General features: G+C 58.8%; 14 protein-coding genes and 1 pseudogene. 9 read left to right on the top strand and 6 right to left on the bottom strand.

Going from position 1 to position 18,201, the window contains the following annotated elements:
• Window positions 1-396 precede the first annotated feature (396 nt).
• From IPM54_17595 to IPM54_17580, 4 genes are all read left to right on the top strand, one after another.
• Window positions 397-867, top strand: coding sequence for a hypothetical protein (locus IPM54_17595; protein MBK9261606.1), 471 nt, complete (start codon window positions 397-399; stop codon window positions 865-867).
• A 44-nt stretch (window positions 868-911) separates the two neighbouring features.
• Complete coding sequence (locus IPM54_17590; protein ID MBK9261605.1) at window positions 912-1,163, top strand: transposase; 252 nt, start codon at window positions 912-914, stop codon at window positions 1,161-1,163.
• A 180-nt stretch (window positions 1,164-1,343) separates the two neighbouring features.
• A complete protein-coding gene (locus IPM54_17585; protein MBK9261604.1) occupies window positions 1,344-1,562 on the top strand; it encodes a hypothetical protein in 219 nt (72 codons plus the stop codon).
• A 1,251-nt stretch (window positions 1,563-2,813) separates the two neighbouring features.
• Window positions 2,814-3,032, top strand: a complete 219-nt coding sequence (locus IPM54_17580) for a hypothetical protein (GenBank protein ID MBK9261603.1) — start codon at window positions 2,814-2,816, stop codon at window positions 3,030-3,032.
• A 386-nt stretch (window positions 3,033-3,418) separates the two neighbouring features.
• Here the strand turns inward: IPM54_17580 and IPM54_17575 are convergent, their stop codons facing one another.
• Window positions 3,419-3,775, bottom strand: a complete 357-nt coding sequence (locus IPM54_17575) for a hypothetical protein (protein ID MBK9261602.1) — start codon at window positions 3,773-3,775, stop codon at window positions 3,419-3,421.
• Window positions 3,776-3,969: 194 nt separating this feature from the next.
• On the opposite strand from IPM54_17575, the gene IPM54_17570 reads away from it, so the two are divergent.
• Window positions 3,970-4,254, top strand: a complete 285-nt coding sequence (locus IPM54_17570) for a hypothetical protein (GenBank protein MBK9261601.1) — start codon at window positions 3,970-3,972, stop codon at window positions 4,252-4,254.
• A 111-nt stretch (window positions 4,255-4,365) separates the two neighbouring features.
• On the opposite strand, the gene IPM54_17565 is transcribed toward IPM54_17570, so the two are convergent.
• From IPM54_17565 to IPM54_17545, 5 genes and pseudogenes are all read right to left on the bottom strand, one after another.
• Window positions 4,366-4,908: a hypothetical protein gene (locus IPM54_17565; GenBank protein ID MBK9261600.1), complete on the bottom strand. Its 543-nt coding sequence runs from the start codon at window positions 4,906-4,908 to the stop codon at window positions 4,366-4,368.
• Window positions 4,865-6,955 carry an RHS repeat-associated core domain-containing protein gene (locus IPM54_17560; protein ID MBK9261599.1) on the bottom strand — a complete coding sequence of 697 codons (2,091 nt, stop codon included), beginning with the start codon at window positions 6,953-6,955 and terminating at the stop codon, window positions 4,865-4,867. The genes IPM54_17565 and IPM54_17560 overlap by 44 nt, the downstream gene beginning before the upstream one ends.
• A 114-nt stretch (window positions 6,956-7,069) precedes the next feature.
• A pseudogene (locus IPM54_17555) lies at window positions 7,070-10,830 on the bottom strand (VCBS repeat-containing protein).
• A gap of 302 nt (window positions 10,831-11,132) precedes the next feature.
• Entirely contained in the window at window positions 11,133-11,981 is an 849-nt protein-coding gene (gene rsmI / locus IPM54_17550) for a 16S rRNA (cytidine(1402)-2'-O)-methyltransferase (GenBank protein ID MBK9261598.1), read from the bottom strand.
• A 3-nt stretch (window positions 11,982-11,984) separates the two neighbouring features.
• Complete coding sequence (locus tag IPM54_17545) at window positions 11,985-13,151, bottom strand: RNA polymerase factor sigma-32 (protein ID MBK9261597.1); 1,167 nt, start codon at window positions 13,149-13,151, stop codon at window positions 11,985-11,987.
• A 97-nt stretch (window positions 13,152-13,248) separates the two neighbouring features.
• On the opposite strand from IPM54_17545, the gene IPM54_17540 reads away from it, so the two are divergent.
• The 4 genes from IPM54_17540 to IPM54_17525 all read left to right on the top strand — a co-directional run bounded on the left by IPM54_17540 (window position 13,249) and on the right by IPM54_17525 (window position 18,199).
• Window positions 13,249-13,935 (top strand): hypothetical protein, encoded by a 687-nt coding sequence (locus IPM54_17540; protein ID MBK9261596.1) that lies wholly within the window; start codon window positions 13,249-13,251, stop codon window positions 13,933-13,935.
• A 5-nt stretch (window positions 13,936-13,940) separates the two neighbouring features.
• Entirely contained in the window at window positions 13,941-15,992 is a 2,052-nt protein-coding gene (gene mutL, locus IPM54_17535; protein MBK9261595.1) for a DNA mismatch repair endonuclease MutL, read from the top strand.
• Between the two features lie 187 nt (window positions 15,993-16,179).
• The gene (locus tag IPM54_17530; GenBank protein MBK9261594.1) at window positions 16,180-17,340 is read left to right on the top strand and encodes a YHYH protein; all 1,161 of its coding nucleotides are present in this window, start codon (window positions 16,180-16,182) and stop codon (window positions 17,338-17,340) included.
• Window positions 17,341-17,350: 10 nt separating this feature from the next.
• The gene (locus IPM54_17525; GenBank protein ID MBK9261593.1) at window positions 17,351-18,199 is read left to right on the top strand and encodes a hypothetical protein; all 849 of its coding nucleotides are present in this window, start codon (window positions 17,351-17,353) and stop codon (window positions 18,197-18,199) included.
• Window positions 18,200-18,201 lie beyond the last annotated feature (2 nt).

Here is an 18,201-nt window from a genome sequence, read left to right as displayed (position 1 = left end):
CGACGCACCTGAAATCACGGTTGTCGCGCTGACATGTCGCCCTTAGCCCAACTTCCGCAGTTGGCCAAGCCCGTCGTCGTCAGAATCGTGCTCACCGAACGCTGATTCCACGGAACAATGTGGGCCAGGCATGTGGCCTGAGCTGTTGTGCGCGAGTGATGCGTCGCCGATTTGGGAAGACCTTTGTCACCGGCCCTTCCAAACCATGCGTGTAGTGCCAACCGATGGATTTGCGCGGTTTTACGGAAGGACCATGATTGCAGCAAGAGATCCTGATGTATCTACGTCGCTCGCTGGTCAAGAAAACGGAACCACCCACACCTATTGGCGATTGGTTCGGTCCGTTCGTCGCAATGGCAGAGTCGTTCAACAGACGGTCGCGCAGCTGGAATCTCGATGCGCGGGAGCCGAGCGGCCGCGAAGGAGTTGGGCGCTCGAATGACGGGCGGCGCGAATCAAATGGAGTTATGGGAAGATAATCCCTTCCGCAAACCTTTGAAGATTCGAGCGGGATCTTGTTCGCCCCGAACGCAGTCGATTTCGGCGATGTGTGGCTCGGATGGACGCTCTGGAAGGCATTGCAACTGGATATGTTGTGCGCGTCGCATGCCCGAAGGGAAAGAGTCCGTCGCATGGTCCACGATGGCGGCGGTTTTGGTCATTGCACGACTGTGCGAGCCATCCAGCGAATTGCACATCGCCGAGGATTGGTATCGCAAAACGGCGCTCGAAGACATTCTCGATTTACCAGTGGAGCGGGTCAACGATGACCGGCTGTATCGCGCGCTCGACGAGCTTTTTTGCCGCACAAAGAAGCTTCATCGAGAAACATTTGCGCAAGCGACTCGGCGAATTGTTCTCGATTGAATATGATCTGCTGTTGTACGATGACGAGCACATATTCGAGGGGCTTGCGGAGAAAAACGAGCCTCGCCAAGCGCGGACACAGTCGCGATCACCGCTCGGATTGCAAGCAGGTTTGCATCGCGCCCGTCGTCACGCGTGAAGGACTTCCGCTTGGCTACGAGGTTTTCCCGGGAAACCGTAGCGACATGACGACGGTCAAAGAAATCGTCGAGAGCATGGAACGAAGATTTGGCATCGCGCAACGCGTATGGGCCGCGGATCGCGGGATGGGCAGCGAAGCGAATGAAATGGCTTGAATCAACGGGCAGACGGTATTTGATTGGCACGCCCAAAGCAGCGATGAAATCTGACGTGAGGCGATTTTGGATTCGGCGGGCTGGACGGCACCGTGACGGATTGAAGTTAAGCTGTGCTCGAAGGGATCCGAGACATTTGTATTGTGCCGGTCCGCAGATCGAGCGAAGAAGGAATCGGCGATGCACGACCGATTTGCGAAACGGATCGAAGATGGTCTCGAACGAATCGAGCGGCGGCCCGAAAGCGAGCCAAAAAGCCCGTGGATCGAAGCACGCTCGAACGCCAAATTGGGCGGCTTCGGCGGCAATGAACGCGCGGCCGGCCGCTATCGAATACAAATCGTTTACGATCCAACCAGGGCCGGAGGATTGAAACTTCAGAAAGCGCTGCACGACTGAATGAATGGGCCCGCGAAAGCGAGGGATGTTGTGCTGCGCACCAACGTAAACAATTGGTCGGCGCAAGAAATATGGCACACGTACATTCAATTGACGCAAGCGGAAGCCGCATTCGCATTCATAAAAACGACCTCTCGATTCGACCGATATGGCATCAGAAAGCCGAGCGAGTACAGGCGCACATTCTCGTGTGCTTTCTGGCGTATGCATTATGGAAAACGCTGGAACAGTGGCAGAAACGTGCAGGATTGGGCAACAGTCCGCGCACGATTCTCGAGGAGCTTCATCGCATTCAATGCGCGGACGTCATCATCCCCATCGCAGGAGAAGCCGGGCGCGAACTGCGGATTCGTTGCATCGTCCGTCCCGAGCCTGAACAGGCAGCCCTGCTCGACCGCCCGGGCTACGCCTACCCGAGCGCATCCGGACCCCACGCGTCGCGTAGATTTGTAGTGCCAACTTTGGGCCGTAAGTGCTTGAAATTATTGATTCGCCCTGGCCCAACTGCGGAAGTTGGGCTAGGTCCGGACGTAGGCCGAGGTGTCGGCGCGCACGTGCCTCCATTTGGCGACGGAGTGCCATGTGTCGCGACGACGCGCCCCTGACTTCGACGGAGTGCCAGGTGTCGCGACGACATGCCGCCCTAAGTCCGGAACTTAGGGCCGAGGTGTCGCGACGACGCGTCGGCCTCGAAGCTTTCGGCGGAGTGCCAGGTGTCGCGACGCCATGCGGGCCAGCGCGGACTTAGGGGCATTGTCGTCGATTTGAGATGCGAAATTTGGAGATTGTGGGCGCACTGTGTTACCGTCGTTGCACGATCGAAGGAGGTCGAAGTGAGAAAGTATCGAGTCAAAGCGGCATCGGATATCCGCATTACGTATGGGGTCGAACTTTGCGAAGGGCTGCGGATTTCCGGAGACGGATGGGTATGCGCCGTCGTTCGGAGGTGCTCAACAACGGAGCTCGATGCGGCGCACAATGCGCGGCGGGGCTTGCGCAAGCCGATGTTGCAAAAAGCGAGCGGCTTTCCGGTTTGCGCATTACAACACGGATCAGACGATTCGGATGATTCACGGGGCGGTGGGGATCGGGGATGGTGGACGCAAGAATGGTCCCATTGCGAAGCTTTGTTCCCCGAGGGTCTCGGGCCGGTGGTGGCGCCGTACGGATGCGGCAAATCCCGCCGACGGTGAAGCTCGTCGACGATATGAAGCGATGCAAGGTGCCTGGGAGCGAGGCATTCATAGCGGAGTGGCTACCGAAATTGAGATAGCGCTCGACCAGCTGCCAACGACGGCGAATGCGTATAGCCGCGCGGGCCAGGCGTACCTGGAGGCATTCGCGGACGAGGGTGCATTGGGGGGCGAGCATTACCATGCGGTGGACAAATTGATGGGCCTCGTGCGCGCGGTATTTCCGGAAACGACCGCGTGCGACAGGATTGGTGTTCCCGGTGATGGACGACGATAACGACAGCGACGACGGCGAAGGCGAGGGGGAGGGCGAGGCGTAGAGGCGTGGCATCGATGGTCCTCGCGGCCCTGGCTGGAGTGAAACCAATCGCATGGTCGTGAGGATGCGGGGGGGACGACCCGCTCGGCGCTAGTTGGACGCATGGTCGAGGGATTCCCGGCGAAGAAAGACTTCGCGCCCGAGCAATCGAATCTCGTCAATGGGCCTGCTCGAGACCACGATTTCTGTCGTCACTGTTACGAGACGGCCTTGCATAGCTAAAAACTCGAACTCGATGTCCTCGATCTCTTCACGATCCTCCGCATTGTCTTTCTTGAGCAGGAAGTAAGGAATAGGGATGCATATAAATCAATCGGCGGCTAGGAAACGTCGCGCCCACGGAGTCAAAGCGAACGCATCTTCGAGTGGTTCACCTTGACCGCCCAGTATTCTATCTGATCCCGATGCAATCCAAGGTGCGCCCGAACTGTTTCCACGAGCTTGGCCCACGCTCTCGAGCCGCGTTCTTCATCTTGCTGCACAAGATCATTCACGACATCTAGTGCCAGTTGTATCAGAACACGTCGCTCCGTGTTACCATAAGCGGGGTTTCCATATGCAGCCAGGTATCGATATAGGTGAGCTTCGCTGCGAAATTCCTCCGATAACTCATAAGCCCAGTCCTGCGTGTAGGAATCGCCCTGGGGCAACCCCAAGTCTTTGCAGATTCGCCGAATCGCGTTCGCTTCATGCTGTGCCATGACCTGCTCTCCTCTTGCTCAGTTTGGGTGGGCGGAACTAAAGGGGAATGCAGAGTCCCAAGTCAGTTCGGCAGGTATCGCCGGAGTTCGTCTACCGCACTCGATTCTAAACGATTTCTTTGACACGCCGAGGCAACTTGCCTTGCGACTCGTCGTAGTTGCTTACTGAAATCCTGGAGGCTGACCAGCTCCTCATGGACAACGCCGCCGCCGGTCCGATCTTCGATGCATCGTATCTGCACGTCATCTCCGTCTTGCCGTGTCAGCGTCAGCCAATAGGGGCCATCCATGAAGTAAAGATTGACCTCACGCTCGAAGCCCCGTTCGAGCTTCGCGAGCGCTTCGAGTCACCACGTAGTCACGACCACCGGGAAATCGCTCCATCCTTCTTCGGGAAATTGAGTGCCACCGAAATCGATGTACAAGATACCCGTTATCGAGCCCATCTTACTTTGGTGGAGGGGTTGCGTCGAAGATGATTTGCATGGGGTACTTGCGGAATCTTGACCCGGCGGCATCCATGATTTGCACGCGGGCAATCGGCGAGGGGTGGTGAGGTTTATGGTGACAGATTGTAGCTACCAGAAAATTCAAGATGATGCGGACGAGTCGTCGAGGTCGTCGTCTGCCTCCTCTTCAGAATCGTTTTCGTCGTCGCCGACGATCCCAATTCCGACGAGAACACCATCTGTGTCGAAATCGAACACCACATAGGGTCCTTTGTAGGCCCCCATAAGATCCACCAACGTGACGTTCTTCGCGTTTCGTAGAACTCCTGGATGTGTCGGCAGTTTTAGATACGCCGTCGTTGGACCAGTGATTTGAAGCTCGAATTTCTTCGTAGTCACAGCAGCATCCTTTTTCATACCTAAGGCGTCGGAATGACAGGCGTTCCTTTCCTCAACCCATTTTAGAACGGTTTGGAGAGTTAGCTTTCGACCAGATTGCCGGTAGACGACTGCACCACCTTTGCCAAAACCTGGAACGATAAGATGCCCGGCAGCATCTTTGACTGTTCCTGCCGGGAGACCGTTTTTCCTCGATAGCTTGGCCGAATACTTGCAATGCCTCCCGAGCTTCCTGGCCGATTCAAACCCGGCACGTTCTATGGCACGAGGTGCTGCATGAGCCATCTTGGGATCTTACAACCCGCAGGCCTGGCGCCCTAGCGACGGCCCCGACCGCCATATCATCCAACGGCCCAGGCGTCAAGATCGTCGCTGCCGTCAGGATCGCCTCAACGACCAGATTTTGCCGGGCGCGACTCCTGTCATTGCCCGCCTCCCCGCCAATCCGCGGCCGAAGCATAATCGTTTGGCGTTCTGGGCCAAACGCATGCCGCAAGTCACGTGCGAGGCCAGGGTCGTCCTCGATGATGAACGTCCTTCGGCCAGCGGCAGGATCGCCGGCCACGAGCTGATCGAATGTTGTAATGGGCGTGGAATAGCCAAGCTCGATATCCGGCGGATATACCCTAAATGGATCGTCCGTTCCCGGACCCGACGGATGTGGCGTTTCAATGACAGGTATTTTGATCACGTCACCATTGCCCGTCGTTCCGACATCGGTTGTCGGCTCTCCAGCACCCACGTCCGCCGCTTGTGACGGTGGCGCAGGTCGCGGTGTTGGTGCCGGCAATTGGTCGAATGTGATGTGAATGCCGAGCTGCCCTGTCTCTTCGACGCGCCACAATCGCCGCGCTTCTTCCTCGGTAAACCCGCTCGGATCCACGAATGTCAGCGGATTGTTGCGCACGTACGTATACGCCCCAAAGCTTTGCCCATTGTACACGTTCGCAATGATCGGATCCGTCGTCGTGAATCGCCCAATGCGTGGGTCGTATACTCTTCCCTTCATGTTCACGAGGCCAAATTCGTCGGCCTCCTCGTGCCCCGTAAATCCCTTTTTCGTTTTGCTCGTGAATGCTATCGGCGCTCCGCCCCAGTCCGGACTTCTACGCGCGCCGAATGCATCGTAGCTGCGCCGCTCATCGATGGCGCCATTCTCTTTCGTGGTCGTCTCGATCGACCCAATGTGATCGACATGCAGGTAGCGCGTTCCCGGTTCTTGGCCGCCGCGCGTCACAATGGCAATCGTGCGCTCCGGCGAATGCACGTGGTAACGATGCTCGATGCCGCTGGCGGTTTTCACCTGCTCGTAAAGGTCGTCGAAGTAAATGGTCTCCGTCGTCGACGTCGTTTTGCGGATTCGTTGCTGATCGCCGTCGTATCCAAACGTCGTCGCCTTTGCGCCTTGCGTGATCGTCGTCGGCAAATCGAACGGTGTATACGTAATGGCAACGCCTCCTGGCCGAGTGATTTGATTGCCGACCGCATCATGGTAGAAGTTATCGCCTGCCGCATTCGTAACGGCATGCGGATGCGTGGGATCAGTATACGACAGAATGCCCACGTCGCTTTTTGATACGAGGTTCCCATTGGGCGCATAGCCGTACGACGTGTCGCACGGTGCATTCGGGTTCTCGACGAGCCCGAAGTGCGCACACGTGAGCCGATTCAGCCCATCATACTGGAACCGCTCCGTCGTGTTTTGCGCTTGCAACGCATCCGTGCGGCTCTTCAAATTGAGCCGCTCATCCCACGCGTAAGCCAATTGCTGAATGGTCGCTGCACCCTTCGTCGTGGTGATGCTCTTCAGGGCGCCTTTCTCATGGTCGTATCCACGCGCCGTCGTCACGCCATTACCAAACAGCTCCCCCTTGTACCGGCCGGCTTGGTCGACGTCCGTCAACTGCCAATACGCATCGTTCGTATACGTGTCGCGCACGCCAATGCGATGACCGTGTTTGTCGTGCTCATACGTTACGCCGAACGGCAACGCGCCAAGCGGCTGCGGATATTGGAGCGCTTTTGGCCTCCCAACGTCGTCGTACGTCATTCGCGCCGTAAACGACTCTCCCGCAACGGAGAGCGTCATCCCTTCGAGCTGCCCTCGCTTCGAATAAGCGTACGTCTTGATTCCGTCGGGACTTTCGAGCATGCGCAACTGGCCAATTCCATTCGGCGCTGTATCCCACGTCCACGTCGTCGTCAAGCTTTTTCCCGCGTGCGTATCCGTGCGCGTTTGCACGCGCCCAAGTGCGTCCACGCCAAACGTGATCACGCGCCCGAGCGCATCTGTGGACGCGAGCAGGTCACCGAATCCATCGTTGACGAACATCGTCGTGCCGCGATCTCGGTCATCTCGATGAAGAAACCATCATACGAGGTCGTGGTCGTCGCGTTCCACGGTGTCGTATGTCGAGTCTCGCGCCCCAACGCATCGAATTCATATTCATCGAAGAGCAATTGCGCATCCGGCGTACCTTCGGCGATCGGGACCGAACGCTTTGCAATCTGACCGCTCAGACGATCGTATTCGATGAGCTGCATCTGCCGAGGCGTTTTCCCTCGGGTGCAGGCCGTGCGCATACGTGCGCATGGCGCGCCCAAGGCTGTCGAAAACGGTTTCGTCGTCCGCGCCGCCCGCCGTCGTCGTGCGCTGCTTCATGCGCCACTCGCCGCCGATGTTTTCACGGCTCAACGCTATCGTCGTTTGCGATCCATCCGGGCGTTTCTCGACTTCCAACCTGCCAAGGCCGTCGAATTGCCATTCGGTGACCAATTCATTCGGATCGATCACTTTTTGCAGCGCACCGAATCGCGCATCATGCTCCACCGTCGTTTCATGCTCAAGCGCATTGATGTGCTTGATCGGGAATACGCCTTCGTCATCGTAAACGGTCATTGATTCGCGATGATGACCGAATGCATCGTCCGCATCCACGGCTCGTAACGTTGCCGAACTTGTCGCGCTCATACACAACAGTCAGCTTCGTATCATCGATGCCGTCGCTGCTCGACGTGGATTCCGTTTCCACTTCGCCGTATGCATTCGTCGTGCGCGTGATTGTTCTGCATTGCGTCGCGCCCGTAGCCGAGCTGCATTCCTCTTGCCATTGCGGTTGCCCAAGAATCCACCGGGAGACATCATTCTTGACGGTGCGCGTGATATGCGTCGTCAGGTCGACGCCCACTGTGGATACGTCCACCTCGAGCACGTTGCCGAATTCGTCAAAGGCCGGTACATCCACGGTCGTATCGCGCAGCATCGTCGCGTTTTCATTGGCGGCCACGCCCTCAGCATATGCTTCGAGCGAACCTGCTCCAGAAAAAGCGCCTTGCATGCGGCGCGTATGGCGTTTCGTGGGCAGCGCGAAATACGTGCGCCCGTCATTCGTGGGAACGACGTCTGCGACAATATCGACGAAAGCCATTTCTACACGGCTCGGATTCGGCTCGTTTGGCAACGCCGGAGCCCACCGCCATTGTGATCTCACCTGCCCCGCAAACGGATACACCTTGCGCTCGCCGACGCTGACAAATGTCTCGTTGTCGTAAAACGTCGCCGTCGTCGCGCCGGTATCCAGGTCCGTCAGGATGCGCGCGCCGAATCCAAGGAAGCCGTAGCCTCGACGATCGTATCGTCCATCGCGATAACGCAAGCCAAACCGCCGCTGCCCACCTTGTCCGTCGTTGAGTGCATATTCGCGCACGACACGCCTGGAGCCCACCGCGCAATGCCGCGGGTATGCGCAGTCATTCGCCTGGTCCCCATGCGACAAATACAGATACGACTCCTTCTTCGGATCGTTCCTGGTGCCGTTCGTTTTCCATTCGTCCGTCAAGTGCCCATACTTGATGGACACATTCGGAATGAAGCCCGGATCCTCGGGGTCATGCTCGTTCATGCCATCGGAAAACCCCACGAGCACATCCGGGTCGGCTGCACGGTTCTTGAAAAGGTGCAACTCATTCCCCAGAAAGATCGCTACATCAGGGCACCATCACCATTTACATCGCCAATGCGTGGACCGTGCGGGTCCGCCAGCGTAATCGCATCGCCGAGCACAGGCTCGAATGGAATACCCGACTCGATCCGCTCGAAGGTGAACCCATTCGATCCGTGCGTTGCACGGAGAATCACCCAGCGCGGAATGTCGGGGCTGATGGCATCGACGAGCGGCATCAAAAGATCGCTTTGCCCATTCTGGTCGAAATCAGCGACGACCGCCAAATGGAAATAGGTGGTCTGCGGAATGAGCCCATCCCATTCGAGAGTATTTGCCGCCTTGTCTGCAAAACCTTTGCCCGTGTTGATCCACGTCCACAGTCGTCCCGAAGGATCGCCGGACGTTATGGCATCGGGCAACGCATCTCCATTGACGTCAACGAACAACGTGCGACCACCATTCGGAGGTACACGCAAACTCGTATCGTGCGATTCCCACGTCCCATCACTGTTACGGCAAAACACGTAATAGTTCGGTGCTCGTTGAAATGGCACTCCGCCTTGTTCAATCATTCCGGGCATGACCAAGTCCACGGTCCCGCTTCTGTCGATATCGACCGTGTGCATTTCGAGGTTGCACGGGTATCCGTTCAGCTCGTCGATTGCCGTGCCGATTTGTGCAAACCCACCAGGGCGCCATGCGTGCACATTCCACACGGATTGAGGCGCGTTTATTCCATGATCCGTGCATTGAATCAGATCCGATACGCCGTCGCCGTCGACATCGGCCAAATGCACCGCTCCTGAAGCGCCACGCAATTGCTTTGGCGCAGGGCCCAATGGAAACGGCCTTTGAATGCCCGTGTCGACTTCTTCGAATGTGCCGTCCGATTTCGATAAGAAGACGATGTGGTTGTTCCGATTGCCGTACACATCGTGCAAAAGGACATCCGCTTTCCCATCGCCATTGTGATCGATCGCCGTGCCGACCTCTGGTTGAAGGAGTCCCGGATCCGATGGTTCCGTGGGATCCTGTTGAAACGACCATTCTTGCAAGAACGCCACTTTTGTCGCCGCAAAGCCACCGCCTTGATTGCGTGCAACTCGCCATTCCGTGATCGGATTCGTCGGCGTCGACAGCGTCGTTGTATCGGGCACGAGAAAATCGTACATCCCATCGCCCGTGAAATCAGCCAGCATATAACTCGCGCGCCGCGACAGCGGCGCCGCTATCGTCGTCGCAACCTCCTCGAACCCCGTTTCAACCTTCGCATATTGAAACCTCGTCGGCGGTTTGCACGCTCCATTCGCACCGCATTCTTCGACCGACGTAAGCAGCGTCCGACCCGTCGTTTCGCTTTGCACATAATCAAAGCATATCGACGCACGAGATCGTCGTTCAGCAGCATCTGCGCTTCCTCGAGCTGTAGCGATTGCTGAAACTCCATTCCGGCCGAATACACCGTGCGTGCGTCTTCCTTGGCGGCATACACGAGCGCAACTGCACGTGTCGGCTCCATTCCGTCAAACGAGGTGTAGCGTATCTCGTCGAGCGCATACTCCGCGGTGTAGCCGTCTGCCTCCGCAAAGCAATACCCGTACGTCATTGCATTTCCGCGAGCATCGCGCATTTCGTTCGCGAGCCACGCACGCACGGCGCCCCCGAGCGCACACGGCCGGCTTCCTTTGGTTTTGCCATACTCGACGACATGCCCCGATGGCAAAAACGCCTCGAAGTAACGCGAGCCATCCTCGGCTTGATGGCCAATGATTTTCACGTGCGTATCAGGCCACGTGCGGTATTCAATGGCGTTTGCACTTTGCGAAACGACGACGAGCCGCTTGCCATCCATGCACAACGCATCATCCGCGTCGTACTGCACGGTGCGAAGTTCGCCGTCGATGGCCATCGTCTTCGGACAGCGCGTAATGGCACTGGTGCCCGACAACGAAAAGCCAATTCCGAGCACGCCGTCACCACCAGCACTGCTATAAGATAACTGCAAATTTGGCTCGACGCCGGTTCGCCCAGGCACGGAAACGAGCGGCATGGATAACGTTGTGTCACCCGTGTCGCTCACTCCGAATGATACCGACGTCGCCCCGGGGACGATCGTCTTCGATGCGATCGGCCGGGCTACCGGGAGCAATGGATGCTGGGGGATGCAAGCATGATTCTGGCTTATCGAAGGCGCATCCGTCGGATCACACGAGCATCCTGCTTGGGCGACAACACACGCAAGAAAGAGCCACAACGGGACCATTGATTGCGAAATACGCTGCATCTTGGATGCGAAAAACCAATGGACGAATGTCAATGCCGCCATACGCGCCCGTCCCCTCCGGCAACCGAGAGGATCGCGTTTGTAAGAACGAACCTAGCCTTGCAATATATGTGTCGGACAACCCGACCCGAGGGCAGGTATGCGCCCCGTGGAAAAAGCCGTCAAGTGCAGGCCGGACAGGATTTGTCCTATGTAGGGCCCCCGCTCATGCGCGTGTCGATTCCGTGGCGGTTACGCCTCTGTGGCCATTCAACAAGTCGACGTGAACATCGGCTGAAGCGTCAGCGCTTCCGCTCAATCACCCGCGTATACACCTCACGCTTGCTGCGTCCCGACACGAGCGCCACTTCATCCGCTACGTCCCGCGGTCGCCGCCCTCGTCCAAGCTCCGCATCGATGAGCCGATCCATTTCCTCGTCGCTCATCACCGGCGTGTCCACATTTTCCCGCGGCCCGAGCACGATCGTCACTTCGCCCAACATCTCGCGATCCCGCGTCAACTGCGCAAGTTCGCCCAAAGACCCACGGACAAACTCCTCGTGCACCTTGGTCAGTTCACGCGCGACGACCGCTCGACGATCGGGCATGATCCGCGCCAAGTCGGCGAGCGTCTCCGCCGTTCGCTCGGGCGATTCGAAGAGCACCACGACCTCCGGCGTCGAGCGCACCGTTTCGAGCGCTTCGCGACGGTCGACTCCTTTGCGCGGCAAAAAGCCCAAAAATCGAAACGCTCCCCCGGACAAACCCGACGCGACGAGCGCCGCGAGCACGGCCGATGGACCTGGAATGGGCACGATGCGCACGCCCGCGTCCGCAGCAGCTCGCACGAGATCCGTGCCGGGATCACTCACGACAGGCGTGCCGGCATCCGTGACGAGCGCGATGTGTTCGCCTGAAGCGAGACGCTCGATCACACGCGCAACGTCGCTTGCCGATGCGTGCGCATCGAGCCTGTCGATGGGTTTGCTCAAGCCAAGATGCGTGAGCAAGCCGCGCGTGCGGCGCGTGTCCTCCGCAGCGACGCGCGACACACGCGACAGCGTTTCGACCGCGCGTGAGCTGAGATCGCCAAGGTTGCCAATGGGCGTCGCCACCACGTAAAGCACGCCCGCGGTGACCTCGGCGTTCACGCGTCAGCCTTCGAGGCCCACGGCGTCACCAAGCTCTTCCTTGAGGTACGCGCGCAGCTTCGATGCAAGGCGCGCTTCGAGCTGCCTCACGCGTTCACGCGACACCCCGAACTCGTCGCCAAGCTCTTGCAACGTGACGGGTTCGTCCGCGGACATGCGTTTGTCGAAGATGATGACGTCTTTGCCCGTGAGCGTTTTGCGGAACGTGTCGAGCCGCTCGCGAACCATGCGATCCATCTCTTGCGATTCGAACGCCGCGTCGGGACCACTCGCGGACGAAGGCATGAGATCGATGCGTGAAACCGCACGACCTTCGCTGTCCCCTACGGGCGCATCGAGCGACGCTTCACCACTCGACAGGCGCCGATCCATGTCGACGACTTCGCTTTCGTCGACGGACAAACGCTTGGCAATTTCGGCCGCCGTCGGCTCGATGCCCATCGCGGCGAGCTTGGCTTTTTCCTTGTTGAGGTTGAAGAAAAGCTTGCGCTGCGCTTGGGTCGTTCCGAGTTTTACCAGGCGCCAGTTGTTCAGGATGAACCGCAAAATGTACGCGCGTATCCACCACGCCGCGTACGAGCTGAGCTTGACGCCGCGGTACGGATCGTAGCGTTTGACCGCCTGCATCAGCCCGATGTTGCCCTCTTGGATGAGGTCCATGATGTTCTTGTAGGCACGGCGATACTCGTATGCGAGCTTCACGACGAGGCGCAGGTTTGCCGTGACGAGCCGCGCTGCGGTCTTGACGTCTTGCGTTTCGACGTAGTGCCGCGTCAGCTTTTGCTCTTCTTCGGGCGTGAGCAGCGAATGGCGTTGAACTTCGCGAAGATAGGCTTGGAGAGGATCGGTGCGTGAGAGCGCGACATCGCTGCTGCGCGATGCAGTGATGGGCCGTGGTGCGACGACTTCGACATCGCCCACGTCCTCTGCACCGAGCTCCAGGTCGCCATCGACGATTTCTCCCGCGACTTCGATGACGTCGGGTTCGCCTTCGGACTTGTCGGCATCGTCCTCGTGAGCCTCCGCCGGCGCGGGCGCAGGTTCGGCCCGCGGCGCGGCTTTTGCCGTGGCAGCCTCGGCCTTTGCTGCGGCCCGTTTGCCTCGACCATCCGTCCCGTCCGCCGCTGCTTTCTTCGTTTTCGTGCGCGGCTCGCTCTTCTTCGTGGGCACCCGATTTACCTCTCGCAAACTTTCTTAGTACACGTTCACCCTCGCGCGCTAGCTGACCGTTCGCGAGGCCGCAGGAACGTGCTAGAGCGCTCCGTTCGTGAGCACGTCCGCGCCGCCTCCTGCCCCCCTTTCTGCCCAGCGCACGATCAGGCCCTGGTACCTGATCCTGGCCATGGTCAGCTCGTGGCTCGTCGGTGTCCGAGGCTTGTCGGATTCCTTCTCCACGCTGCTTTTCCTGCGGGAAAACAACTTGCCGGACATCCAGCCGCTCGTTCGAGGTCTCAGCGAATCGAGCGAACCTCTGGAAGCTCTGGGATACTTGCTCAATGCCGCGCACATGAGAGCGCTCGGTGAAGCGGCAAAAGTCGCCTTTCCGCTCACCGTGGGCAAACTCATCTTGTCGGTCCTGCTCGTCATCACGAGTGCGATGGCGATGAGTGGTCGTCCAGGTTCGCGCATGCTCGCAATCCAAGCGCACCTGGCCTACGCCGCGCTCGCGTCCGCGACGTTTTGGCTCTTGCGCGAGACTCGATACGCAGTCGTCGACGTCATGGGCAGCGTGCATCACCTCTTGCCCAAGCTGCTAGCGTCCGAGCCGCCTCAGACCGTGCAGCTCATGTCGGCGATGTTGAGCAAGTCGGCGATGCTGTGGCTGAGCCGAGTTTCGTTTGCACTCTTCGGCGTCGGAGCGCTCGTCCTTGGTGCACTTGCGCTCATGACGACGCGAACGAAAGCGTTCTTCGATGCGGTCGCAGCGGCGACCGAGGATGCCGAGGAGCCGTGAGCGAAATGCTTGGCAAGGTGCGGGTTTTACCGGACGATTTAGCCAATCAGATTGCAGCGGGTGAAGTCGTCGAACGTCCTGCGAGCGTCGTCAAAGAGCTCGTCGAAAACGCGCTCGATGCACGTGCGCGTCGCGTGCGCGTGGACATCGAAGGGGGCGGCGTGGTGCTCGTGCGCGTATCGGACGACGGCGATGGTATGCCGCGCGCCGATGCGCAGCTTGCGATCGTGCGACATGCGACGAGCAAGATTCAATCGATCGATGATCTTCGTGCGATTCAAAGCTTCGGGTTTCGAGGTGAAGCGCTTCCGAGCATCGCGAGCGTGAGTCGTTTTTCGCTTCGCACACGCACGCGAGCCGATGTCGAAGGAACGCTCGTACGCATTGAAGGAGGCGGCGTCGCGGAGGTATCGCCGTGCGGCGTGGCCGTCGGAACGAGCGTCGAGGTGCGGGATTTGTTTTACAACGTGCCGGCGCGGCGCAAGTTTTTGCGCGCGGTGAGCACCGAAAGCGCGCACGTGACGGATGTCGTGGAAGCCGCAGCGCTATGCCGTCCCGAGGTCACGTTCGTCCTTTCGCGCGACGGGCGCGTTGCGCGTGAATGGCTGCGCGCTGAAAGTCGCGAAGAGCGGGCGCGAGACGTATTTGACGACGAACCACTCGCCACGTGCATGGGCGAACGAGGGCCTCTTTCGGTGGAGGCATTTCTGTCGCGCCCCGAACGGGCTCGCGCAGGTGCGACGCGGTTGCTTTTTTTCGTCAATGGTCGTCCCGTCAAAGATCGCACTTTGGCGCGTATGGTTGCCAATGCTTATGGCAGCGTGCTCGATGCAGGTCGATATCCCGTGGGTGTCGTCCATATCGATTTGCCGCCGGATTACGTGGACGTGAACGTGCATCCGCAAAAAGCCGAGGTGCGTTTTGCGGATAGTAGAGCCATTCAAGACGCGCTCTACCAAATCATTGCGCTCCCGCTCGCTCGCGCATTCGGTTTGCCCGCGCCCGGAGCGCATGCGTGGTCGATGTATCAAAAAGGGCGCGAAGCTCGGGTGGAAGCAGCGCAATTGGCAGCGGCGGAAAAATTGGCCAATCCATTGGATTTACCGCCGCCCGTGAAACACGAGCCCTTGCCGGTGGGATCGACGGTACCGCTACCGTTCGGCGAGCGAAAGCAGCGCCCCGCCGAGGAAAAACCCAAAGGTTCGACGAATTGGAACGGCTCGGGCCGGGAGGTTGTGGATAAACCCAAGACCGATTCCAATGGTATTTCCGGACAACCTGCACGAGCGCTCGCCACGGTTTCTTCCGAACCCGATCCTTGGGGGCTCGTCGCCGACGTCCCCGGACCATTTTCATCGGCCACAACCAAAACGACGGAAACCGCTGCGCCTGCGCCGATCCCCGCAGCCGAAATGCCAGCAAAACCCATTTCTTATGCAGCCGCGCTCGAACGTCAAACGACGGATAGACCGGCCGCATTCGGCGCGCTTTCGTTCGTCGCCCAAATGCGTCTCACGTTTTTGGTGTGCGAAGGACCCGATGGTATGTACGTGATCGATCAGCACGCGGCGGCCGAACGAGTCACCTTCGACAGATTGCGCAAAGCCTATGAAACGCGAGCTGTGGCATCGCAGCGGCTGCTCATTCCGGAAATGGTGACCATTACGGCGGACGAAGCGGCCATCATCGAAGAGGCGCAAGACGATATCGTTCGCACGGGGCTCGACGTATCCCTGCGAGGCCCACGCGAAGCTGCGATCATTGCGGTGCCGCAAATTCTCGCGGGCCGAGCTTCTCCAGTCGTGCTTTTGCGAGATTTATTGGCCGAGCTTTCGCGCGTGGGCGAACGCGCATTTTCCGGTGCAGTCGACTTGGCGCTCGCCACGATGGCTTGTCATGGTTCGGTTCGTGCAGGCGATCCACTTGCGCCCGAAGAAGCGCAGGCCCTGTTACACTCGCTCGATGACGTCGACTTTGCAGGTCATTGTCCTCACGGTCGTCCGGTCGTCATGAAGATCCGTTGGTCGGAGCTCGAACAAAAAGTAGGGCGCCGGTAGCCTCGTTCGTGATTCTTCTTACTGCGTGCATCCGACTGCGGATATTGCAGCATCACGTGCGAAATCCGCAGTCGTGAATGGCGAAGCGATTCATTTTTGCGAATGAACGGCGTAGAATGGCATGTGTGGGGCAGTGGCACGCGGTGTGCTGCTCGACTCGGTCGACCTTTTCATCGAGGAGAACACCATGCGCCTTTCTCGTCTTGCGCTCACCGCGCCCGGCTTTTGTTTGCTGACGTTCGCACTTCTTGCACCGGCCTGTTCGTCGAATAACACCAATCAGCAGCCCTCGGGATCGGGGGGTGGTGCTGGCGAGGGTGGGTCGGGTGGATCGGCAGGTAATGGTGGCACGGGTGGGGGTTCGGACGCGTGTTGGCAGGCGCAAACGCTGCTCGATGTGACGAAGGCGCCGGGAGCTGGCGCGAATTACGACAAGCCCTCGCTATCTGGAGCGTGCACGGCCACGCATTTCGTCGTCGACACCAACGGAATGCCGCATTATCAATTCGTACCGATTACGCCAAATCCGCTGGTCGTGACGAATCAGCATTACGAAATTGTGCTCGAGCCGCAGATGGCGGCGACGACGACGGACCTTCCGCTTTTGGGGACGGTGGCTTTTGCGGTCAATGGTATGCCGATATTCGGGCCGAACGAAGGGGCCCAGCCGGCGGCCGAAGCGTACGGCGATCCTATTTACAATGGCATCATGGATCCGTGTTTGGGTCATACGGCGGACCGGTATCATTACCATTCGATGCTCGAAAAGTGCCTCACGCAATCGGGGCTCGTGAGTGAGCCGTGGACGAATGCCGATCCTGATGCGACGAAAGCATCGCCCGTTCTTGGGTGGGCGCTCGATGGTTTCCCCATTTATGGTTCGCGCGAATGTGCCGATACGGGGTGCAGTTCAATCGTGACCGTCAAGAGCGGGTATGCGCAGACGGGCAATCCGAAGACGAATGCGTGGGACGCGTACACGTGGAGCGAGCATCCAGGGGACAATGCGTACCTCGACGAATGTAATGGTCACACGGGGCCCGATGGCAAATACCATTATCACGTCACGGAGCAATTCCCGTATGTTTTGGGCTGTTTCCGTGGAACGCCCAATGGTGCGGGCATGGGGATGCCGGGCGGCGACGGTGGAATGCAAATGGGTCCGAAGGCGTGCATGAACGCCGCGGATTGCATGTTGAGCGACTGCCCGCAAGGGTCGATGGGTTGCACGTGCGGACAAACCCCGATGGGGATGCTCTGCATTCCAACGTGCCAAACCAATGCGGATTGTCCTCCGGGCCCAATGGGTATGCAGCTTTCCTGCCAAAACGGCGTGTGCGGACCGTGATGGTGTAGCCATGCTCGAGGATCACGCCATGCTGCGCCAATGGATGTCTCGGCTATTGCCAACGATAGGATTTGCCTTCGCGTTGCTCGCCACGCCGCATTGCGCGATACGAGAGCCGAACGGGGAAATTCCTTCGAATGCGATCGAGACGGCGGAACATGGCGTGGTCCTCTCGGCGGCGACGTGGACGTTGGGGTACGATACAGAGGGCGTCGAATTCGACTCGAATGGCGGTTTTTCGGTTACGACGAACCTTGGTTATCGCGTGCACGTCGATGCGGGGCACCTCGTTTTGCATCGCGTGGCGCTCGTGCCTTGCCCGTCGGAACCTATTGAAACAACTTCGTTTTTCGGATTGTCGATAACTTCGGCATTCGCGCACGAGGAAGAAACCGACCCGTCGTCGATGGAGACGCTTGCCATTTCGGACATGGTGCAGCCGAAAGCCAATGAAATTGGGGCGAATGCATTCGAACCTGCGCGTTATTGCCAAGTCTATTGGCTCGTCGCACGCGGCATGGAGGGTGCAGTGGCGAAGGGTGGGTTCGACATGTCGAATCGAAGTGTTTTTTTCGCGGGGACGTGGGAGCGTGGCGGCGCGAGTGGCCCGCTGCTCGTCGATACGTGGTGGCCAGCCGGAGTTTTCGTCAACCTACAATCCATCGCTGAGCCAAACGTATTCGAAGCCGCTGCCGCGGAACCGTCCGTGCATTTCACATGGATTGGTATCGACGTGGCGCTTGGCACGATCTTCGACGATATCGAATTCGAGGTGGATTCGGATGCGATCATTGCCGACACGATTTTGGACAACATCATCCTGGACGCCAAAATGACGGTCGATTTGCAATCTCCCTGATG

Source organism: Polyangiaceae bacterium, from assembly GCA_016715885.1.
GTDB lineage: Bacteria > Myxococcota_A > Polyangia > Polyangiales > Polyangiaceae > Polyangium.
This window is presented reverse-complemented; position numbering and strand designations above follow the sequence as displayed.